This is a genomic window from Rhodococcus coprophilus NBRC 100603, from assembly GCF_001895045.1.
GTDB classification, from domain to species: domain Bacteria; phylum Actinomycetota; class Actinomycetes; order Mycobacteriales; family Mycobacteriaceae; genus Rhodococcus; species Rhodococcus coprophilus.
Genome location: NZ_BDAM01000008.1, coordinates 96,829 through 117,201 on the forward strand (window position 1 = coordinate 96,829; position 20,373 = coordinate 117,201).

Here is a 20,373-nt window from a genome sequence, read left to right on the forward strand (position 1 = left end):
GAATCGAGTATCAGCGCTGCTGGTGACATAGAAATAACTCCCGCATTCGGCCGACTTCCGCCGAAGGAACCGGGTGCGCTGGTTGAATACGCCCATGGATTTGATCCGCCATCTCCGGTACTTCGTCATGGTCGCCGACAAGGGACACTTCGGGCGCGCCGCAGCGGCCCTGGGCATGACGCAACCTCCTCTGTCACAGGGGCTTCGACGACTCGAGGAGTACATCGGCACACCGCTCGTCCACCGCACGCGACAGGGCGCCGTCCTCACCTCCGCCGGCGACCGATTGCTTGCCCACGCACGGCAACTCGTCGACGAGTCGGATCGGTTTCTCACAGAAGCGGTACGCGTCGCAGACACCCGGGGACTGGTTCGCTGGGGTGCCGGATCGGCACTCCCCGACCGGTTGCTCACCGCCTGCGTCGCAGCCCTGTGCGCGGAGACCGATGCCGCGGTGGCGACCGAGTCGGGCACCACCGTCGAACTCGTCGACGCGGTGCGATCGGGCTCGTGCGATTTCGCGATCGTCGAACACCCCGCCCAGGTGGACGGCGTGGAGTCCGGGCCTGTCACCAAGGTGCCGCGGTGGGTGGTCGTGCCGTCGCACCATCGCAGCGCGCAGGCGGAGCGCCCGCGGTTCCCGATGCTCTCCGACCTGACGTTCGCGGCACCTCCGCGAGCGGGAAACCCGGCGGCATTCGACGCAGTGCGTGGCCTGTTCCGCGACCGCGGTCTCGACGTCGACACGACGAGCGCGCGGGACGACCGGGCAGTGCTCGCCGCAGTGGCGGCAGGAACCCATTTCGGGTTGTCCACCACGGCGCCCGGTTCGGCACCGGGGGTCGCGTGGCTGCAATTGGCGCCCGCCGCGACCGCAGTGCGATTGGGAGTGGTGTGGCGAGCAGGTGCCGACACCGACCGGTTCGTCGCGGCACTCGACCGGGTGCTGGTGCGGGAGCGGGTGCGATGAGCAGAAAGAGCATCCGCCCGCGCAGCGGTTACTGCCCGCCGGTGTCGACTGCCTCGCCGGGAGCGACTCGGTCGGCCGGCATCCGCACGGCGATCGCGAAGACGAGCACACCTGCCGCGGCGAGCAGCACTCCGGCAGCCGCCGGGGCTGTGTAACCGAGACCGGCGGCGATCACCGCACCACCGATCGCCGCGCCGATCGCATTGGCGAGATTGAACGCCGCGTGGTGGAGGGACGCGGCGAGTGTCTGTGCGTCCGCCGCCACGTCCATCAGACGGACCTGTAGGCCCGGACCGACCGCGGCACACCCGGCGCCGAGCAGGAACACCATCACCAAGGCTGTGTACGGGTTGTGGACGGCGACGACGAACACGGCGAGCAACACACCCAGCGCTCCCATGGTGGTGAAGATGCCCGGCACCAGCGCACGATCGGCAAGGCGCCCTCCGACCGCGTTGCCCAGGACCATGCCGAGGCCGAAGAGCATCAGTGCGACCGGCACAAGCGATTTCGGCAGTCCGGCGACGTCGGTGAGAGTGGTGCTGATGTACGTGTAGACCGCGAACACGCCACCGAAGCCGATCATCGCGACCGCCAGGGTCATCCACACCTGCTTGCGGCGCAACGCGCCCAGTTCGGTGCGCGCACTCGTAGTGGGGATCGACAGCGCCGGAACCCACGCGGCGACCGCGGCGACAGTGACCACGCCGATGATCGCGACCAGACCGAACGCGGTTCGCCAGCCGAGCGCGATACCCAACCACGAGGCGGCGGGCACCCCGACCACATTCGCGACCGACAGACCCATCATCACCAGGGCCACCGCCCGGGCCCGCTGACCTCGCCCGGCGAGATGTGCGGCGACGATCGCGGCGACACCGAAGTACGCGCCGTGTGGCAGACCGGCGACGAACCGGGAGACGACGAGTGCGCCGTAACCCGGCGCCAGGACGGTGGCGGCATTTCCGATCGTGAACGCGACCATCAAGGCGATCAGCAGCGTCTTGCGCGGTACCCGGGCGGTCAGAGTCGCGATGAGAGGCGCACCGACCACCACGCCCGCGGCGTACGCGGACACGATGTGCCCGGCCGACGGCTCGGAAACCCCGAGACCGGTCGCGATTTCCGGGAGCAGGCCCATCGCCATGAACTCGGTGGTGCCGATCCCGAAGCCCCCGAGCGCGAGCGCCCACATCGCGAGGGTGCGACCTGCCCGTGGACCGTCGTCGGTCCGGGCATCGTGGGGTGGGCAGGCGGGAGCCGTGGTCATGGGAAAGCCTTCGAGGATTGCGGGGTAGAAGGAATGCCGGAAGCTGCGTCCGGCCCGTTCCATCCTCCGCCTCACCCCGGCGCTAGCTCGAATTCGCCGGGGGTGAGTTCGGCCACCGCGTGTCGAGCACCTACGACAGCGCCTTCGCCTACGACAGCGTCTTGCCGACCCGGTACCGGACGAAGGCCGGGAACGCGACGACACACAACGCGACGCCGACGATGACCAGGACTCCGCCTCCCGCCGCCGCGACAGCGGTCCCGGCGGCGGCAGCGGCGGCACCGTGCAGCACGTCGCCGATGCGGGGGCCGCCGGCCACGACGACGATGAACACCCCTTGCAACCGGCCCCGCATCTCGTCGGTCGCAACCGTCTGCAGCATGGTCGACCGGAACGCGGCCGAGACCATGTCCACCGCGCCGCCGAAGGCAAGGAACGCGACCGCGAGCCACACCAGCAGCGCACTACCACCGGAATCGGCCCACCACACCACGATTCCGAATCCGACCATCGCGGCACCCCACAACGCGATACACACGATCACCGCGAGTCCCTGCCGCCGGACTCTCGGCAGCCACCCCGAAAACACACCGCCGAGAACAGCTCCTACGGACATCGCCGCGAACAGCACGCCGAGAACGAATCCGCCCGCCACGGGATCCCCGAAGGTTTCGTGGGCGATCTGCGGGAACAATGCGCGCGGCATACCGAAGACCATGGCGACGATGTCGACGACGAACGACGCCAGCAGGATCTTCTGCCCCGACAGGTAGCGGAACCCGTCGAGCACCGCGCGCAACCCGGCACGCGCCACCTCTCCGAGCGGCGGGATGGGCGGCAGCGCAACCACAGCCCACAACGTCGCAAGGAGGAAGACTGCGTCGAGCAGGTACAGCGTCGGCAGCCCGATCATCGGGATCAGCACCCCCGCGAGGAGCGGGCCCGCGATCGCGCCGAACTGTACGACGGTCATGTTGAGCGACGTCGCCGCCGCGATCTGACCGATGGGCAGCAACCGCGGAATGACGGCGGCGCGGGTGGGCTGGTTGACCGCGAAGAACGCCTGCTGCACCGAGAACAGGCAGAGCAGCACCCAAACGTTGTTCAGCCCCGCGGCCGCTTGCGCCCACAACAGCACCGAGGTGCCGCCGAGCCCGATCGACGTGATCACCAGCAGTTTGCGTCGGTCCATCGCGTCGGCGAGGGCACCGCCCCACAAGCCGAACACCACGAGCGGCACGAGGCCGAACACCCCGGTCAGACCGACGTACGCGGAGTTGCGGGTGATCTCGTAGATCTGCTGCGGTACCGCCACCACCGCCATCTGCGCGCCGATGACCGTCACGACACCGGCCCACCACAACCGCGCGAAGTCCTGGTTCTGCAGCGGAGTGGTGTCGGCGAGAAGCCGCCTCACGGCTGGAGGCGCTGAGCGGACCACGCTCCGTCGACGAGCCGCATACGGATCCGGTCGTGCAGGCGGTCCGGTCTGCCCTGCCAGAATTCGACCACGTCGGGGTGGATCCGGAATCCGCCCCAGAACGGCGGTACCGGAATGGCGTCGGAGCCGACTTCGTACTCCCTGCTCACCTCGACGAGGGCGCGTTCCAGGTCGGCGCGGGAGGTGACCGGTCGCGACTGCCGCGACGCCCACGCGCCGAGCCTCGACCCGCGCGGGCGGGTCCGCCAGTACTCGGCGGTCTCCTCCTCCGTGACCCGTCTTACCGGCCCACGCACCGTGATCTGCCGGTGCAGCGGCAGCCACAGGAACGTCGCGGACGCGTACGGGTGCGCGGCCAGATGTCGGCCCTTGTCCGAGTCGTAGTTGGTGAAGAAGGTGATGCCGTCGGGCTCGATGCCTTTGCACAGCACCGTGCGCGTCGCTGGATTGCCGGCCTCGTCCACGGTCGCGAGCACCATCGCGTTGGGTTCGGGGACGGCGGCTTCGACAGCGGCGGCCAGCCAGCGCCCGAACAACGGCAACCAGCCGTCGGACACGAGGGCCGGATCGAGTTCGTCGGACAAGGCTTGCTCCGCGCCCGCGATGTCGTAGTGGGCACGCATCGCGGCCAGATCGTTCGCCGGGACGTGTCCGCGAGGTGGTTCGGGCTGCACGGACGAAGACGCTACTCCGGGGCAGCCCACGCCCGGAGACGAGCGGTCGAGGACTAGAGTTCAACCGACGACTCGAGTGGGGTGCCGATCACAGTCACCGGTGTCCTCATTCCCACCGGCAGTGCGGCCCGGACCGGGCGGCACACGACAGAGGAGAGCCCATCCGCATGGCACCGCGCGCGTCTGTACCCGAGGATTTCGTCGCAGGTCTCGAAGGCGTCGTCGCCTTCACCAGTGATATCGCAGAGCCCGACAAAGACGGTGGCGCCCTGCGTTACCGCGGTGTCGACATCGAAGAACTCGTCGAACGCGGCGTGACCTTCGGTGATGTGTGGGCACTGCTCGTCGACGGCGAATTCGGCCGTGGTCTGCATCCGGCCGAGCCCTTCCCCCTGCCGATCCATACCGGCAACGTTCGGGTGGACGTTCAGGCCGGTCTCGCGATGCTCGCACCCATCTGGGGCTTCGAGCCGTTGCTCGACATCGACGACGAGACCGCCCGCGACAACCTCGCGCGTTCCGCGGTGATGGCACTGTCGTACGTCGCCCAATCCGCACGCGGCATCTACCAGCCCGCCGTGCCCCAGGAGCGGGTCGACAAGGCGAAGACCGTCACCGAGCGGTTCATGGTCCGCTGGAAGGGCGAGCCCGACCCGAAGCACGTCGAAGCCATCGACGCCTACTGGGTGTCGGCTGCCGAGCACGGCATGAACGCCTCGACCTTCACTGCTCGCGTGATCGCCTCGACCGGCGCCGACGCTCCCGCGGCGCTGTCCGGCGCCGTGGGTGCGATGTCCGGCCCGCTGCACGGCGGCGCCCCGGCACGCGTGCTGCCGATGATCGAGGAGACCGAGCGCAGCGGCGATCCGCGCGCCGTGGTCAAGGGAATCCTGGACCGCAAAGAAAAGCTCATGGGCTTCGGACACCGCGTGTATCGCGCGGAGGACCCCCGTGCCCGTGTGCTGCGCAATACCGCCGAGCGGCTCGGCGCTCCCCGCTTCGAGGCCGCTGCGGCACTCGAGCAGGCCGCGCTGACCGAACTGCGCGAGCGCCGTCCCGACCGCGCCATCGAGACCAACGTCGAGTTCTGGGCCGCCGTGATCCTCGATTTCGCCGATGTTCCCCCCGCGATGATGCCGGCGATGTTCACGTGCGGACGCACCGCGGGATGGTGCGCGCACATCCTCGAGCAGAAGCGCCTCGGCAGGCTGGTGCGTCCCGCCGCGATCTACACCGGCCCGGATCCTCGTTCGCTCGAGACCGTCACCGGCTGGGATTCGATCTCCCATCGCTGACGCACCCGGCAGGACGTCCAGGCAAGCGGTCTAGAATACATCTGCAACATGTCACTCGACGCTTAGGACACGCATTCCGATGGCAGACGCTTCACCGATCATTCCCGCCGACCTCAAGCCCGCAGACGGCCGCTTCGGCTGCGGCCCGTCGAAGGTCCGCCCCGAGCAGCTCCAGTCGCTCGTCGACGTCGGTGCTTCGGTCTTCGGCACCAGCCACCGGCAGAAGCCGGTCAAGGACGTCGTGGCCCGGGTGCGCTCCGGTCTGCGCGATCTGTTCGCCCTGCCCGACGGGTACGAGGTCGTGCTCGGCAACGGTGGCACCACCGCATTCTGGGATGCCGCCGCCTTCGGTCTGATCCGCGAGCGGTCGCAGCACTTCACCTACGGCGAGTTCTCGTCGAAGTTCGCGTCCGTCGCGAAGAAGAACCCGTTCATCGGCGATCCGATCGTCATGGGGTCCGAGCCCGGTTCGGCTCCCGAGATCGTCGCCGACGCTTCCGCCGACCTGATCGGCTGGGCGCACAACGAGACGTCGACGGGTGTTGCCGTGCCCGTGCAGCGTCCGGCCGGATCGTCGAACGCGCTCATCGCGATCGACGCCACCTCGGGTGCCGGCGGACTGCCGGTGAACATCGCCGACGCCGACGTGTACTACTTCGCACCGCAGAAGTGCTTCGCCGCCGACGGTGGTCTGTGGATCGCGCTGATGAGCCCGGCCGCACTCGAGCGGGTCGAGGAGATCAAGCAGTCGGGCCGCTACACGCCGGACTTCCTGTCCCTGCCCATCGCGGTGGACAACAGCAGCAAGGACCAGACGTACAACACACCGGCACTGGCGACGCTGCTGCTGTTCGCGAACCAGATCGAGTGGCTCAACGGCAACGGTGGCCTCGACTGGGCCGTGTCCCGGACGAAGGACTCGTCGTCCCGTCTGTACGAGTGGGCCGAGGCGTCCGAGTTCGCGTCGCCGTTCGTCGCCGATCCGGCACTGCGTTCCCAGGTCGTCGGAACGATCGACTTCGCCGAGTCGGTCGATGCGGCAAAGGTCGCGAAGATCCTGCGCACCAACGGGATCGTCGACACCGAGCCGTACCGGAAGCTGGGCCGCAACCAGCTGCGCGTCGGCATGTTCCCGGCGATCGATCCCGAGGACGTCACGCAGTTGACGAAATGCGTGGATTGGGTGGTTTCGCAGCTCTGATCTCCGGGTAGTCAGCGACGGTCGCGAGGGGCCGGGTCCTCAGACGGGCTCGGCCCCTCTCCCGTACCCCAACCCTCAACCTGACATCGAGACATTTCGGTGAACCTAGGACCATAACGCGTCCCGGGGGAATCCGTGTGACATCGCCCCGGCGTGGCGCGGCGTGTCCTCGCCCGGAAATGTGACGACTCGATTACAGTCGGGCGGGTCAATCGCGATCGGCGCGCGAGGAGGTCAAGGTGCGAGAGCTTCGAGTGGTCGGTCTCGAGCCCGATGCAAAATTTGTCGTGCTCGCCGATCCCAACACGGGTGACAAATTCCGTGTCCCGGTGGACGACACCCTGCGTGCGGCGTCACGCGGAGATCTCGCCCGTCTCGGGCAGATCCAGATCGAAACCACCAGCCAGCTCCGGCCCCGCGAGATCCAGGCGCGAATCCGCGGCGGCGCATCGGTCGAGCAGGTCTCCCAGGAGGCCGGTATCCCGATCGCCAAGGTCGAGCGGTTCGCCTACCCGGTTCTGCTCGAGCGGTCCCGCGCGGCCGACATGGCGAAGAAGGGGCATCCCGTCCGCCCCGACGGACCCACCGTCGAAACCCTGCTCGAGATCGTGACCCAGGCGTTTCGTGCGCGCGGCCACAACCTCGACGCGGCCACGTGGGATGCCTGGCGCGACGACGACGGCCACTGGGTCGCCGAACTGCAGTGGCAGGCAGGCCGATCCACCAATACCGCGCACTGGCGCTACCAGCCCGACGCACACGGCGGCACGATCACCGCGCTCGACGACATCGCCGCCGATCTCGTCGATCCGGACTGCGGTCGTCCCCTGCGCTACCTGACGCCGGTCTACTCCGCACGCGACGTCGACGATTGGACCGAGACGGAGGTCGCCGAGCGCCGGGCAGCCGTTACGAGCCCGATCCCCCTCGACCAGCCTGCCGCGTCCGAAACCGCTTCGGAGCCCGCGGTTCTCGAAGCTCACGCACCCGACAGCGTCGCGGCCGACGATCCCGATCAGCACGAGGAGACGGTCGCGTCGCACGCCCCGCATGCGCCCGGCAGAGACAAGCGCGGCAAGCCCGCACTTCCCTCCTGGGACGACGTACTGCTCGGCGTGCGCAGCAACGGACGCATCTGAGAGACCGCCGATGGCGTCGATCGTTTCGGCGCTGTGGCACGTCGACGCTCCGGATCCGGCGGCCGTCCTGCGGGATTCGCGGCCGGACCCCGCAGCGGCCCGGGCACTTCTCGGGCGACTGTTTCCCGGACGCCGCCCCGTCGCACTCGACCGGGTGCCGCTCACGCAGGCGGTGCACGGCGGCGATCCCGAGCGAGAACAGGTCTTCGTCGGAAGCTACCCCGGCGTCACCGTGGTGTGCAGCGGCGAACTACACCTTCGCACCCCCTCCGCGCTGCCGTTGCGATGGCGACAGACACTCGCGGCCGAACACACTTTTCTGACGGTCTCCGATCCTCCGGGGGCGTGGGGTGCGTTCGCCGCGTGGGAGCGAGGCATCCTGCGACGCGCATTCGGGGCGGACACCGTGGAGTTCTTCGAGGACGAGGGCGTCCCGTTCGCGTGGGAACACCCCTTCTGGGCCGGTCGGCACCCGATCCGCTGGCCTGCGGGCTTCACTCCCCCGCCGCATTCGCTTCCGTTCCACCCACGCCGACTCGTCGAGCAAGCCAATGCCTCATGGCTCGGCTTCAGGTATGTGGGACGCCTCGCCGGCGAGCCGGACCCGGCGGACATCGAGGTGTGGGGGTTCGACCTGCTCGACAAGGACGAACCCGTGACGCCGCCCCGACGCGCTCGCTCGTCGTGGTGGCGACGCGGCGCCGCGCTGTAAGCCGGTGTCGGCTCTGTAACCGGGTTCAGGCCTGTAGCCGGGTCGAACCGGTAGCAGGGTCAAGCCGGTGGTCGGGGTCGAACCCGGTCAGCGCGGAAGCCGGACCCGCTCGTAGAACGCCATCGCGGCGGCCGTGGCGACATTGAGCGAGTCGGTGCCCGGGGCCATCGGAATCCGCGCGCGCACATCGGTCGCGCGCATCGCGTGTTCGGTCAGACCTGGACCTTCGGCACCGAGAAGAAGCGCCACCTTCTCGCCGGTCATCGCCTCGGCGAGCGGCACGGCCCGAGGGTCGGGAGTGAGCGAGATCAGCTGGAATCCTTTGCTCCGCAACACATCCAGATCGTGCGGCCACCTGTCGACGGCGGCGAACGGCACCCGCAGGACATGCCCCATCGACACACGCACCGAGCGCCGGTAGAGCGGGTCGGCGCACCCCTTGCCGAAAAGCACCCCGTCGACTCCGAGACCGGCCGCATTCCGGAACATCGACCCGATGTTCTCGTGATCGTTGACGCCCTCGAGCACCGCCACGGTCGTGGCCTTCTCGAGGACCTCCCCGAGTTCGAGCGGCTCGGGACGGTTCGCGACCGCGAGTACACCGCGATTGAGATGGAACCCGACGACCTCGGCCATTACGTCGGCATCGGCTCGGTAGAACGGGATGTCCACGTCGCGCAGATCGTCGGCCAGTTCGCCGAGGCGCCGGTCGACACCCAGCAGGCTCGTCGGCGCGAACCGCGAATCGAGCATCCGCTGCACGACCAGGACGCCCTCCGCGATCACCAGTCCTTTGCCGCCTGGAAGGTCGGGGCGGCGATCCGACGAGTTGAGGTCGCGGAAGTCGTCCAGCCTCGGGTCGGCCGGGTCGTCGATGTCGATAACGTGAACCACACGCTCATTGTCCCAGTATGCCGCGGCGCCGACGCGCCGGGTCCGGGCGCATCGAGGGACGCCGAAGCAGGCCGGGACGATAGCCCGCCCACCCTGACCGGGCGCGGGCTTCGACGGAGCGTCGTGTCAGCGGTGATCGGTGGAATCGTCGGTTACCAGGCGGTACAGCACGTAGAGGGAGAACCAGACGATCGCGACGGACGTCAGCACGAGCAAGATCTCGTAGAAGAGAACCACACCTCGATGCTAGGCCGATAACCGAGCCACCACCGGCACTCGGCGATTCCCCGCCGATCGCGCCGGCTGCCGCCGGGCGTCAGTCGCTCGCGAGCTTCTCCCAGTGGTCCGCCAGGCGCTGAAGCGTCCGGGTGAACGCCACCCGCTCGTCCTCCGGCAGCGGCGACAGCAACGGCCCACTCAGTGCCGCGACCCGCGCCGTCGCTTTGTCGAGCACCGCCTCGCCCTCCGGCGAGAGGTACAGGAGCTTTCTGCGTCCGTCGGCCGAATCCGGAACCCGGGTCAGAAAACCACGCGTTTCGAGCCGCCGTGCGAGGTCGGCCATCGTCGAGTTGTCGAGCGCCACCGCCACCGCCATGCTGCCCTGATCGGAACCGGGAAACATCCGTACCGCGGTCATGACGGAGAATTGCGGCCCGGTCAGCACCGGGTCCACATTCTTGCCCCAGTACGCCACGTACGCCTGGTAGAGCCGACGCGCCAGGTAGCCGGGCATGTCGAGCAGTTCGGGCGGTGTCGACGGCGGGTCGCCGATCTCGTCCGTCACGTCATCACCCCGAATTCCTCGCGTTCAGTTCTCGTCGTTCACCAGCGCCGAGAGGATCTCGACGGCGCTGCGGAGCGTGGCGAGGCTGTCGGGATCGAGATTCTCGAGACGTTCGGTGAGCCACGCTTCGCGGGCCTGCGCCTCGTCGGCGAGCATCTCTTTCCCGGACTCGGACAGCGTCACGATGATCTGGCGTCCGTCGGTCGGGTGTGGCGTTCGGCCGACGAAGCCCAGATCGTGAAGCGACGCGATGACCCGTGTCATCGACGGCGGCTGTACGCGCTCACGGGCTGCCAGTGCCCCCGGTGTCATTGCCCCCTCCGAGCCCAGCGTCGCCAGTGCCGACAGCTGAGTCAAGGTGACCCGGGAATCTGTGCGTCTCCCCCGCAAATGACGCGTCAGACGCACAACGGCGATTGCGAGGTCGCCTGCGAGTGCGCGTGTATCCGAGATCATGGCGTGCACAATACGTCACAGATGCCCGGACGCGGCCCTCCGCGACTAGGTGAGAATTTCGGTGATCGGATCGATCGCGAAATACACGGCGAACAGCACCGCGACGACCCAGAGGATCGGGTGGATGGTGCGGATCCGGCCTCCGGCCGCATGCAGGATCACCCAGGTGATGAATCCGACCCCGATGCCGTTGGCGATCGAGTAGGTGAAGGGCATCACCATGATCGTCAGGAAGGCGGGAAGTGCCACGGCGAAATCGGAGAAGTCGATGTCGCGGACCTGACCGATCATGAGTGCGCCGACGACGACCAGGGCGGGTGCGGCCGCCTCGATCGGCACGACCTCGTAGAGCGGCGTCAGGAACATGGCCAGCAGGAACAGCACACCGGTCACGACGTTCGCGAGGCCCGTCCGAGCACCTTCGGCGATGCCCGACGCGGATTCGACGAACACGGTGTTCGACGACGCCGACGCGCCACCACCGACGATCGCGCCGGCACCCTCGACGACCAGGGCCTTCCCGACGTTGGGCAGGTTCCCGTCCTTGTCGGTGAGATCGGCTTCCTTGCCGAGCCCGGTCATGGTGCCCATGGCGTCGAAGAAGTTGGCCAGCACGAGGGTGAAGACCAACAGCGTCGCGGCGATGACGCCGATGCGGGTGAACGCTCCGAAGAGGTCGAACTGGCCGACCAGGCTCAGATCCGGAATGCCCAGGAACGACCCGGGAGCCTCCGGCGTGCTCAGATTCCAGCCCTTGGGGTTCGTTCCGAGGGACGGGCCGACGTCGGCGACCGCTTCGACGATCATCGCGATGATCGTCGTGACGACGATGCCGATCAGCAGACCGCCGCGCACCTTCCGCGCGACCAGGACACCCATGATGAGCACACCCATGACGAAGACGAAGGTGGGCCAGGAGGCGATCGAACCGTCGATACCGAGTCCCACCGGGACGGTCGTGCCGGCTGCGTCAGGGATGCGGCGCACGAATCCTGCGTCGACGAGGCCGATCAGCGCGATGAATGCACCGATACCGGCGGCGATGGCGGCCTTGAGCGCCGACGGGATCGCGTTGAACACGGCGGTGCGGAAGCCCGTGAGGGCCAGGACCACGATGATGATGCCGTCGATGACGACCAAGCCCATCGCTTCCGGCCACGTGACCTGCGGCGCGATGCTCACGGCGAGCAGGCTGTTGATGCCCAGACCGGCGGCGATGGCGAACGGATAGTTCGCGACCACACCGAAGACGATGCTCATCAGACCCGCGACCAGCGCGGTGACTGCCGCAACCTGGTTGATCGGGAGAATGTTGCCGAGGACGTCGACCTTGGCGGTCGCGTCGTCAGCGGAGAAGCTGCCGAGGATCAGCGGGTTGAGGACCACGATGTACGACATCGCGAAGAAGGTGACGATGCCACCACGAACCTCGCGGGACAGTGTCGAGCCCCGTTCGGAGATCTTGAAATACGTGTCCAGGAAGGATGATCGCTTGGGTTCTGTGCCCACTGACATGTCCATAAATCCGCTCGTCGAGTACGGTGCGTCGCAACGGGAGAAGATTATTGCAGCCGAAACGAACTAATCTGCAAATTGTGGACCCATCCCAGATCGTCGCAGCGCGGACCCGTCGTCTCGCCGACCCGCGCCCCGTACTCGCCATCGGAACCGCATCGTGGTTGGTAGCGACAATCGTCGTCCTGCTCGTCGGCGACGACTGGAACGGCGCGCTGCCCGTGTGCATTGCCGGAATCTTGGTGGGGCTGTTGGGTTCTGCGCTTTTCTTTGCGCAGCGACGCGCGTCGCGGCGCGGGCATCGAGGTGCCCAGGTGGGCTTGGAGTAACACTCGCGGCAGCACCGCCGCTGCCTCGGAATGCCCCCGGGGTGGTCACCGGGCGAGGCGCACCCGAGTGAGAAACCACACCCACAGCATTGCCCACAGAACACCGAAGACCCAGCCCGCGAGCACGTCCGTCGCCCAGTGCGCGGCGAGATAGAGGCGGGTCAGACCCACCAGCAGCGTGTAGCAGACGAGCACGACGAGTGCGGCGATCCGCCGGCGATCTCCGCGTGGCCAGGTCCGCACCACGACGACGGCCAGCGCGGTCGCGAGGATGGCGCTCATCATCGCGTGGCCCGACGGGAACGATTCGGTCTGGATCACGATCAGCCGCTCCGGTTCGGGCGGGCGGGCACGTCCGAACAGGTGCTTCGTCAAGGACATCACCGGCCAGCCGGTCAGCACGGCGGCACCCACCGGGGTTGCGTCGCTCCGCCGGCCCGCCCGCGCGAGCAGTACCGCAGCGATCAGGGCGAGCACGATCGTGGCGGCGACACCACCGGTGTGGGTGATGCCGGTCATCAGCGTCGTCAGCCACGGCTCACGAAGGGGTACCACCCACTCGAGCACATCGCCGTCGAGGCTCACGAGCGTGTGCCACCCCCCGCCGCGGCAGCGTGCGCAGTGCTTACCGCCGCGGCAGCGTGCGCAGTGCTTACCGCCGCGGCAGCGGACGCAAGCCCCTGGACGGTGCTGTGGGTCGCACCCGACCCGTCGACCCACCAGGAGACGTCGTGCTCACCGGTCAGGGCACCCGAGCAGCGGAGGGTGAGCCTGTCGTGCAGCACGAGCGCACCCTTCGGCAGAGGCGCACCTGTGACCACCGTGGCCGCGACGGCGGCGGCCTCACGATCCCATGTCGTCGCCCTGCCCGGCCGGGCCGTCGCCGCGGAGAGGACAGCGGAGGCGACGGGGAGGTCGAGAAGATCGGCAAGGGCCGTCGCCGTCCCTGCCGCGCCTGTGACGAGCCGGTCCGTAGGAATCACTCCCACCCACCACGGCCGGTCGGGGATCAGCGCATCTGCGGCGTCGACCACGGCACCGGACACGGTCCGGACGCCGTCGGGCAGCGTCACGGCGTCGGCCTCGATCGTGCCGGCAGCGAACGCTTGCGCGAGGGTGGTGTGCGCGGCGACGATCACCGCCGGGGTCGGGCGACGTTCCGGGTCGGCAAGCCTGTCGAGGAGCGTCTGGGCGAGATCGACGTCCTCGAGGGCGTCAGCGGCGAGACAACTGCGGAACGCCCCGGCGTCAGGATGGGTACACGGGTCGAGCAACCCTTCGAAGGTGGTGTCGTCGGCCCACCTGTAGTGGCCCAGGCGTTGCCCTTCGAGTGTCGCCTCGTTGCGCAGCCACCACGCGGTGTATCCGGCACGATCGGCGAGCGCCTCGGCGGTCGCCGGGTCGGAGGCAAGCAGTGCGAGGGCCTGCGCCCACCGGTCCTCGTCGACGAGATCGAGGTCGCGGACCGCTACGAGCGTGTCGGGATCGGCGTCGACGGTCTCCCACCACAGATCCTCGTCGGGGAGGTTGTGGTCCGGGCCGGTGGGCAGTTCCGCGCGCAGAACGGTGAATCCCCAGCCCACCCCGATCGCACGAAGAGCGTCGGCGCCGTACTCGGCGACGAGATCCGGCTCGACGATGCCGAACGGAGCGTCCTCGACGAGGACGCCCGCGAGCGGGGCGTCAGGCAGGAGCAGTTCGTCCGCAGGGGTGAGTTCACCGTGCGTGTCGGGCAACGGGAGCGCGCCCAGTTCCCGGGGAACGGTGCCCGCGGGCACGTGCGTGACCAGTCGCAGGACGACGTCGGCGAGCCTTGCTGCCGTGTCGTCGGTCGGATCGTCGATGTCGACGTCCTCGACCGCCGCGACCAGTGCGGGATCGGACAGGAGATCGGCGGCGCTCACGGTGTCCGCGCCCAGCCGGACGAGCAGCGGATGGGCCGCCTCAGGGTGCACGAGACGAACCCAGGGCAACGCGAGGTCGCGGATCTCGGGCAGGTCGGAAGCCAGCACGGTCGTACGCGGCCCGGTCACCGTGCGCCCGTCCGAGAGCGGGACCGGGAGGGAGGCGAGTTCTTCCGCGACGACCCCGTCGACGACGAGCGGCATCAGCGCCTCGTACAACCTGTTCCACCAGCGTGGCTCACGGTCGTGGCCGGAAAGCAGCTCGGTCAGTCGCGCGGGCCCGATGCGATGCACGTCCACTGCGGCCAGGGCCGGGGCGTAGCGCGGTGCGCAGAGTGCGGGCACGATCAACCCGGGAACGATGTCGGCGAGCACGTCCGCCAGTTCGTCGGTGAGCCCGGGGAACGCGACCGCTCGTGAGGGCAGCAGGTCGGCGCCGCCGTCGGCGGCCGGCAACCACGGCGCGCTGCGGAGCTCGTCGAGAATCGCCGTGCGGAGCCGGTCGTCGGCGTCGCTGCGCGCGAACCCCGGTGTGGGCACGAGGTCGAGCCGCTGGTCGGCGGGCAACGCGGCGACGAACGAGGCATAACCTTCGGCCGCCGTCTCGAGGTGCGCTCCCGGCAGCATCCGGCGCCGATCCGGTTGCATCGCCACGTCGGCCACCACGAGTGCCGGCAGCGACAGTTCCTCGTCGGACCGGGTGGGCGCGCGCAGCACGTCTCGGGAGACGGGCCGCACCCGGTCGCGCACGACCGGCACTAGCCAGCGGGCCGAGGTGCCGCGGTACTCCCACCAGCGCAGTTCACCGATGCTCACGTCGTACAGCCCGGACGAAAGGCGCGTCTCCGACCGCGTCGTGTCGTGCCCGTCCACGACCACTGTGCGCAGCGCCGGAAGCTCGAGCAGGACGTCGACCGCCTCGTCGCGGAAGCGTTCGAGCAGTTCCCGGGCGTCGATGCCCGGCCGCAGGTGCAGTACGACTTCTGTGTCGGTGCCCGCGCGCGGTGCGTCGGCGATCGGCCATGCCAGTCGCAGGGCGGGGATTCCGGCGGTGGGTACCGGCAGACCGTGCTCGCCGAGGAGGTCGCGTGTACGGGATTCCGAGAACCGGATGGATCCGGTGCGCGAGCGCACCTCGATCTCGTCGGCGACCGAGAGAACGGCGGTGAAGCCCACCCCGAACTGCCCGACCCCCTGCTTCTTGCTGGACGCGCGCAGCGCCGTCAGGGCATGCACCCCGGCTTCGTCCAGGGGTTCTCCGACGTTGGCCACGTGAAGTGTGTCGCCGTCGCACCAAATGTGCATCTCACCGGCGATGCCGGCCCGAGTTGCCGCATCGGCGGCGTTCTGGGCGAGTTCGGTGAGAACGCGGTCGCGATAACCCGCGCGGACGTAGTCGGCTTCGGTGGCGGCGTCTTCACGCAGCCGGGTGGGAGACGACCGCCACGCCGCGACGATGCCGTCGCGGAGCGCCGCGGTGCCGAACGGGTCCGCGGAGTCGGGGCGCGGCACGTCAGTCGGTCTGCCCGGTCGCGTCGTTTTTCTCGGCGGTGTCATCCTGCACCGCGGTCTCCACCGCCGTCGCGGCAGCGTCTTCGGGCGCAGTCTCTTCCGGCGTGGTGTCTTGCGGCGCGGTGTTTTCCGATGAGGTCGCTTCCGGCGCCGTGGTCTTCGACGCGGTCATCGCGGTGTCGTCTACTGCCGCGGTGTCCTCGGTAACAGCAGTTTCGTCTTGCGCCGCGGTGTCGTCCTTCTCCGCGGTCTCGGTACGGGGGCGCGGAATCTCCACGATCTCGACGGCAGCGTCGTCGTACGCCGAGTACTGCGGCGAGCCGGCACCGGTGGGAAGGGTCGTATCCGAATGCGCGCCACATCCGTATTCGGCGTGCACGACGTGCCCGTCTGCGGCGAATTCGTTTCCGCACACTCCGAACGCCGCACGCAGCGATCCGCCGAGCGGGAGGTAGAAACCGCACAGGCCGCACGTGGAGGGGGCCGCCTTTGCCATCTCCGAATTCGGTCCGTAATCGCTCTCGTACCACCGCTGGGCATCTTCGAGGCGGCCTTCGAAGCTCATCACCTGTTTGCGGCCCAGCCCGATTTCGAGGGCCGTCTCGTCGACCTCCGGGTCGCCGGACTGCACATAGCCGGGCACGAGCCTGGGGTCGCCCGGAAGCGGCGCGAGCAGGTCACCCGGTCCGAGATCGCCCGGCCGGATCCGCTCGTTCCACGGCACCCATGCGGGCGCGACCAGCGAATCGGGACCGGGCAGCAGGACGAGTTCGCTGAGCGTCACGTGGTCCGCTCCCGGGACCGCGGCGACCACGACGGCCCATTGCCATCCGCGGTAGCCGGGAAGTTCCGCCGTGAAACGGTGTGTTGCCGCGTTCTCGTTCTCGAAGGTCACGCCGAGATAGGCACCGATTCCGCCTTCCCCGAGTTCGACGAGCGCGGACCGGGCGACGTCGACGGCACCTGCGAGCAGAGATCGCACCGCAGGGTCGACCGCAGGGTCCGTACCGGGGGCAGTGGCAGAAGGCGCAGCACTCACGCAGCCCATTCTGCCGCACCAGCCCGGCGACGCGCCCCCGGGTAGCGGGAACCTGATGCCATGATGAGCGCGTGCGCCGCCTTTTCCTCTTCGCCACGCTCGCCCTGACGGCGTGCACAGCAACGGTGGGATGTGCGGACCGGCAGATCGCGGAACCGGGCCCACCGGCAGAACAGCTCCGGGTGGAGGTCGTCGCAACCCATCCGCACGACCCCGGCGCGTTCACCCAGGGACTCGAAGTGGACGGGAACGAACTGCTGGAAGGGACCGGCCTCGAAGGGCGGTCATGGCTTTCGGCCCGCCCGATCGACACCTCGGATGTGCCGGCGATGATCGCGCAGTCCGACCGCGCCCGCGTCGATCTCGACGACGATCTGTTCGGTGAGGGCATCACCGTCACCGGCGATACCGTCTGGCAGCTGACATGGCAGGACGGCGTCGCGCTCGCCCGCGACCGGGACACGCTCGCCGAACGCCGCCGGGTCGGCATCGACGGAGAGGGCTGGGGACTGTGCGCCCGCTCGGAGGATCTGGTGATGAGCGACGGATCCGCGGAGCTGACCTTCCGTGACCCGGTCACCTTCGCCGAACGCGACCGCGTCACCGTGCATCGCGACGGGCGCGCGGTGCCGCAGCTCAACGAACTCGAATGTGCCGACGACGGAACGGTCTACGCGAACGTGTGGAAGACCGATGAGATCCTCCGCATCGATCCCGCGACCGGGCGGGTGGAGGCGCAGATCGACGCGTCTGCCTTGCGCGACGAGTTACCGGACGGGGTCTCCGGTGACATCGACGTCCTCAACGGGATCGCACAGATTCCGGGCACGGACCGCTTTCTGGTGACAGGCAAGTACTGGCCGTCACTGTTCGAAGTGCGGTTCGTAGCGTGATCGCATACGCAGAGGCGGGGAGCGCGCCGCCACCGGTGGACGACCGGACCCCATGCCCGCCTGCACGCAAGGGGTCTCGTGGTGAAGAATCGGTGACGTGACCGAGCCGGACGAGCAACCTACCCCCGACAGGGCGGGCGGCCGTGCCCCGGGATCCCGGCATCCGGGGTACAGCAACTATCCGCCGCCTCGGCGTGTCTCGGGACGACGCACGCCGCTTCCTCCGCTTCACCCCGTCGACGACGCCGCCCGGCCACCGGCCGGAGCGAGGGCGGCGGACGCCCGGAGTACCGATCGGCCTTCGTCCGACGCGTCACCGCGGGCTCCGCGGATCCCCCGCAAGCTCACCGTCACCCGGGTCGCCGCGCTGCGCAGCCGGGAACTGACCCACAAGGGCATCGCGACCTTCAGGCGGGCCGCGACGGCGGACGGAGCAGACAAGTCGGGTCTGACCGCCCTGACTTACGCGACGATGGCGAATTTCGCCTCCGACGCGGCCATTGCGGTTGCGCTCGCGAACACCCTGTTCTTCTCGGCGGCGACCGGCGAGGACAAGACGAAAGTCGCCCTTTATCTGCTCATCACCATCGCGCCCTTCGCGATCATCGCCCCGCTGATCGGGCCGTTGCTCGACAGGCTGCAGCACGGGCGTCGACTCGCGCTGGCGACGTCGTTCGCGCTGCGTGCGGTGCTCGCGGTAACCCTCGTGTTCAACTTCGACAGCTGGGCGCTGTATCCCGCGGCGCTGGCGATGATGGTGCTGAGCAAATCGTTCGCCGTGCTCAAATCCGCCGTGACGCCCCGGGTGCTGCCACCGGAAATCGACCTCGTGCGGGTCAATTCCCGCCTGACCGTCTTCGGCCTGGTGGGCGGCACCATCGGTGCGGGCGCGGTCGCTGCGGCCGCTGCATGGGCGTTCGGTTCGTCCGGTGCGTTGTGGCTCTGCGCCGCCATCGCCGCTTTCGGCGCCTATCTCAGCATGCGGATTCCCGCGTGGGTGGAGGTCACCGAAGGCGAAGTGCCTGCGACGCTGTCGTACCGGGGTTCGGAGGCACCCACCGAGGTGCTCGACACGAGAACCGAAGTCATTTACTCCGGCAACGGCAAACGCAAGCAGCCCCTGGGCAGGACGGTGGTGACCGGACTCTGGGGCAACGGCACGATCCGGGTTCTCACCGGTTTCCTCACGTTGTTCATGGCGTTCGTCGCGAAAGCGCACACCGACCACGATCCGATCATGCAAGCGGCGACCCTCGGTCTGGTCGGCGCCGCGGCCGCGATCGGCAACTTCGCCGGCAATGCGACAGGCGCGCGGTTGATGCTGGGGCGGCCCGCGCTCATCGTCGTGCGTTGCGCCGCTGCCGTGGTGGTCGTGGCCGCAATCGTCGCCGCGACCGATCATGTGCTCGCAGCGGCGCTTGCGGCGTTGGTCGCCGCTTGCGCGAGCGCGCTGGCAAAAGTGTCGCTGGACGCGTCGCTGCAACAGGACCTGCCCGAAGAGTCGATCGCATCCGGATTCGGCCGTTCCGAAACCGTGCTTCAGCTCAGCTGGGTCTTCGGCGGCGCGCTCGGCGTACTGCTCCCCACCGAATTGTGGCTGGGTTTCTCCGTGGTCACGGTGATCCTGATCGCCGGTTTCGTGCAGACACTGCTCACATACCGTGGGGGGACGCTCCTGCCGGGATTCGGCGGACGCAGACCAGAACATGTCTCCACCGAGACAGGCACCGGACGGACCGTTCGTCCCGGTGGACACGCAACCGGAAATGGGAATCGATGAACCTGCAAGCTCGGACGAAGAAGACGATCGCACTGATCGCGGGGGCCCTCGTGGTCGTCGCGGCGGTCTTCACCGCGGTGGTGTGGAAGCTCGTCGACTCGGCCGAGCCCACGCCGCCCCAGGTCACTGCGTACGCAGCCGGGACCTCGGTGACGGCGAACCCGACGCAGTACTGCAACCTCTACCTCGAGGATTGCGTCGAGCAGGAGATCACGACGCTCGACGTGCCCGCGGGTTACCCGCTCCAGCTGTCGGTCCCCGCGGAGATCGCCGACGCGCCGTGGCGGCTCATCGTGGTGTACGGCGACACCGAGACCGGGCAGACGTACTTGGACGGCGTGATGTTCGAGTCCGGCGCGCAGCGCGCGGTCACCGTCCCGAGCGACCCGTCGATGCAGTTGCTCGGTGTCGAGATCCAGCTTCCGTCGGCTGTCGTCGACGAAGCGGGCGAACCGATCGCGCACGCCGTGTGGGCCATCCAGACCTTCTGACCGGAACTCGAAGCCCCGAACGACCGATGGCGCGTGGGTCCGGAATCCGGACCCACGCGCCATCGTGTTCAGCA

19 protein-coding genes are annotated in these 20,373 nt (G+C 68.6%); 9 read left to right on the top strand and 10 right to left on the bottom strand.

Annotated elements, in window-relative coordinates; genetic code table 11:
• The first annotated feature begins 94 nt into the window (after nt 1-94).
• Nucleotides 95-970, top strand: coding sequence for a LysR family transcriptional regulator (locus tag RDCOP1_RS14415; RefSeq protein ID WP_072701711.1), 876 nt, complete (start codon nt 95-97; stop codon nt 968-970).
• Nucleotides 971-998: 28 nt separating this feature from the next.
• Here RDCOP1_RS14415 and RDCOP1_RS14420 read toward each other — a convergent pair whose 3' ends face one another.
• The 3 genes from RDCOP1_RS14420 to pdxH form a co-directional block, all read right to left on the bottom strand.
• Nucleotides 999-2,240 (bottom strand): MFS transporter, encoded by a 1,242-nt coding sequence (locus RDCOP1_RS14420; protein ID WP_084722643.1) that lies wholly within the window; start codon nt 2,238-2,240, stop codon nt 999-1,001.
• 148 nt (nt 2,241-2,388) lie between these two features.
• Entirely contained in the window at nt 2,389-3,657 is a 1,269-nt protein-coding gene (locus tag RDCOP1_RS14425; RefSeq protein ID WP_072701713.1) for an MFS transporter, read from the bottom strand.
• Nucleotides 3,654-4,304: a pyridoxamine 5'-phosphate oxidase gene (gene pdxH / locus RDCOP1_RS14430; RefSeq protein ID WP_072701715.1), complete on the bottom strand. Its 651-nt coding sequence runs from the start codon at nt 4,302-4,304 to the stop codon at nt 3,654-3,656. The genes RDCOP1_RS14425 and pdxH overlap by 4 nt, the downstream gene beginning before the upstream one ends.
• Before the next feature lie 218 nt (nt 4,305-4,522).
• On the opposite strand from pdxH, the gene RDCOP1_RS14435 reads away from it, so the two are divergent.
• The 4 genes from RDCOP1_RS14435 (at nt 4,523) to RDCOP1_RS14450 (ending at nt 8,702) form a co-directional block, all read left to right on the top strand.
• Nucleotides 4,523-5,650 (top strand): citrate synthase 2, encoded by a 1,128-nt coding sequence (locus RDCOP1_RS14435; RefSeq protein WP_072701718.1) that lies wholly within the window; start codon nt 4,523-4,525, stop codon nt 5,648-5,650.
• A 79-nt stretch (nt 5,651-5,729) separates the two neighbouring features.
• Nucleotides 5,730-6,851 (top strand): phosphoserine transaminase, encoded by a 1,122-nt coding sequence (serC, locus tag RDCOP1_RS14440; protein WP_072701720.1) that lies wholly within the window; start codon nt 5,730-5,732, stop codon nt 6,849-6,851.
• Nucleotides 6,852-7,090: 239 nt separating this feature from the next.
• A complete protein-coding gene (sepH, locus tag RDCOP1_RS14445; RefSeq protein ID WP_174555817.1) occupies nt 7,091-7,990 on the top strand; it encodes a septation protein SepH in 900 nt (299 codons plus the stop codon).
• A 10-nt stretch (nt 7,991-8,000) separates the two neighbouring features.
• On the top strand, nt 8,001-8,702 hold the full coding sequence (locus RDCOP1_RS14450) for a DUF6928 family protein (protein WP_072701725.1): 702 nt from the start codon (nt 8,001-8,003) through the stop codon (nt 8,700-8,702).
• Between the two features lie 87 nt (nt 8,703-8,789).
• Here RDCOP1_RS14450 and RDCOP1_RS14455 read toward each other — a convergent pair whose 3' ends face one another.
• The 4 genes from RDCOP1_RS14455 to RDCOP1_RS14470 form a co-directional block, all read right to left on the bottom strand.
• On the bottom strand, nt 8,790-9,596 hold the full coding sequence (locus RDCOP1_RS14455; protein WP_072701727.1) for a TrmH family RNA methyltransferase: 807 nt from the start codon (nt 9,594-9,596) through the stop codon (nt 8,790-8,792).
• A gap of 316 nt (nt 9,597-9,912) precedes the next feature.
• Nucleotides 9,913-10,380 (bottom strand): MarR family winged helix-turn-helix transcriptional regulator, encoded by a 468-nt coding sequence (locus RDCOP1_RS14460; RefSeq protein ID WP_197713482.1) that lies wholly within the window; start codon nt 10,378-10,380, stop codon nt 9,913-9,915.
• A 24-nt stretch (nt 10,381-10,404) separates the two neighbouring features.
• Nucleotides 10,405-10,836, bottom strand: a complete 432-nt coding sequence (locus tag RDCOP1_RS14465; protein ID WP_072701731.1) for an Rv0880 family HTH-type transcriptional regulator — start codon at nt 10,834-10,836, stop codon at nt 10,405-10,407.
• Nucleotides 10,837-10,881: 45 nt separating this feature from the next.
• Complete coding sequence (locus RDCOP1_RS14470; RefSeq protein WP_072702020.1) at nt 10,882-12,351, bottom strand: NCS2 family permease; 1,470 nt, start codon at nt 12,349-12,351, stop codon at nt 10,882-10,884.
• Nucleotides 12,352-12,431: 80 nt separating this feature from the next.
• Here RDCOP1_RS14470 and RDCOP1_RS14475 point away from each other — a divergent pair, with 80 nt between their 5' ends.
• Entirely contained in the window at nt 12,432-12,680 is a 249-nt protein-coding gene (locus tag RDCOP1_RS14475) for a DUF2530 domain-containing protein (protein WP_072701733.1), read from the top strand.
• 45 nt (nt 12,681-12,725) lie between these two features.
• Here RDCOP1_RS14475 and RDCOP1_RS14480 read toward each other — a convergent pair whose 3' ends face one another.
• From RDCOP1_RS14480 to RDCOP1_RS14490, 3 genes are read right to left on the bottom strand one after another with little or no spacing between them, the layout of a single operon-like run.
• Nucleotides 12,726-13,265, bottom strand: a complete 540-nt coding sequence (locus RDCOP1_RS14480; protein WP_072701735.1) for a phosphatase PAP2 family protein — start codon at nt 13,263-13,265, stop codon at nt 12,726-12,728.
• On the bottom strand, nt 13,262-16,096 hold the full coding sequence (locus RDCOP1_RS14485) for a sacsin N-terminal ATP-binding-like domain-containing protein (protein WP_072701737.1): 2,835 nt from the start codon (nt 16,094-16,096) through the stop codon (nt 13,262-13,264). Before RDCOP1_RS14485 ends, RDCOP1_RS14480 begins: the two co-directional genes overlap by 4 nt.
• Nucleotide 16,097: 1 nt before the next feature.
• On the bottom strand, nt 16,098-17,144 hold the full coding sequence (locus RDCOP1_RS14490) for a DUF3027 domain-containing protein (protein ID WP_072701739.1): 1,047 nt from the start codon (nt 17,142-17,144) through the stop codon (nt 16,098-16,100).
• Nucleotides 17,145-17,206: 62 nt separating this feature from the next.
• On the opposite strand from RDCOP1_RS14490, the gene RDCOP1_RS14495 reads away from it, so the two are divergent.
• The 3 genes from RDCOP1_RS14495 (at nt 17,207) to RDCOP1_RS14505 (ending at nt 20,299) form a co-directional block, all read left to right on the top strand.
• Nucleotides 17,207-18,028, top strand: coding sequence for a glutaminyl-peptide cyclotransferase (locus RDCOP1_RS14495; protein ID WP_072701741.1), 822 nt, complete (start codon nt 17,207-17,209; stop codon nt 18,026-18,028).
• Between the two features lie 97 nt (nt 18,029-18,125).
• The gene (locus RDCOP1_RS14500; protein ID WP_072701743.1) at nt 18,126-19,808 is read left to right on the top strand and encodes an MFS transporter; all 1,683 of its coding nucleotides are present in this window, start codon (nt 18,126-18,128) and stop codon (nt 19,806-19,808) included.
• Nucleotides 19,805-20,299: a DUF2771 domain-containing protein gene (locus tag RDCOP1_RS14505; protein WP_072701745.1), complete on the top strand. Its 495-nt coding sequence runs from the start codon at nt 19,805-19,807 to the stop codon at nt 20,297-20,299. The genes RDCOP1_RS14500 and RDCOP1_RS14505 overlap by 4 nt, the downstream gene beginning before the upstream one ends.
• The last annotated feature ends 74 nt before the right edge of the window (nt 20,300-20,373 follow it).

Coding starts and splice junctions, on each gene's coding strand:
- RDCOP1_RS14415 (WP_072701711.1), top strand. CDS start 95: ATGGATTTGATCCGCCATCTCCGGTACTTCGTCATGGTCGCCGACAAG.
- RDCOP1_RS14420 (WP_084722643.1), bottom strand. CDS start 2,240: ATGACCACGGCTCCCGCCTGCCCACCCCACGATGCCCGGACCGACGAC.
- pdxH (WP_072701715.1), bottom strand. CDS start 4,304: ATGCGTGCCCACTACGACATCGCGGGCGCGGAGCAAGCCTTGTCCGAC.
- RDCOP1_RS14435 (WP_072701718.1), top strand. CDS start 4,523: ATGGCACCGCGCGCGTCTGTACCCGAGGATTTCGTCGCAGGTCTCGAA.
- serC (WP_072701720.1), top strand. CDS start 5,730: ATGGCAGACGCTTCACCGATCATTCCCGCCGACCTCAAGCCCGCAGAC.
- RDCOP1_RS14450 (WP_072701725.1), top strand. CDS start 8,001: ATGGCGTCGATCGTTTCGGCGCTGTGGCACGTCGACGCTCCGGATCCG.
- RDCOP1_RS14465 (WP_072701731.1), bottom strand. CDS start 10,836: ATGATCTCGGATACACGCGCACTCGCAGGCGACCTCGCAATCGCCGTT.
- RDCOP1_RS14470 (WP_072702020.1), bottom strand. CDS start 12,351: ATGTCAGTGGGCACAGAACCCAAGCGATCATCCTTCCTGGACACGTAT.
- RDCOP1_RS14490 (WP_072701739.1), bottom strand. CDS start 17,144: ATGGGCTGCGTGAGTGCTGCGCCTTCTGCCACTGCCCCCGGTACGGAC.
- RDCOP1_RS14505 (WP_072701745.1), top strand. CDS start 19,805: ATGAACCTGCAAGCTCGGACGAAGAAGACGATCGCACTGATCGCGGGG.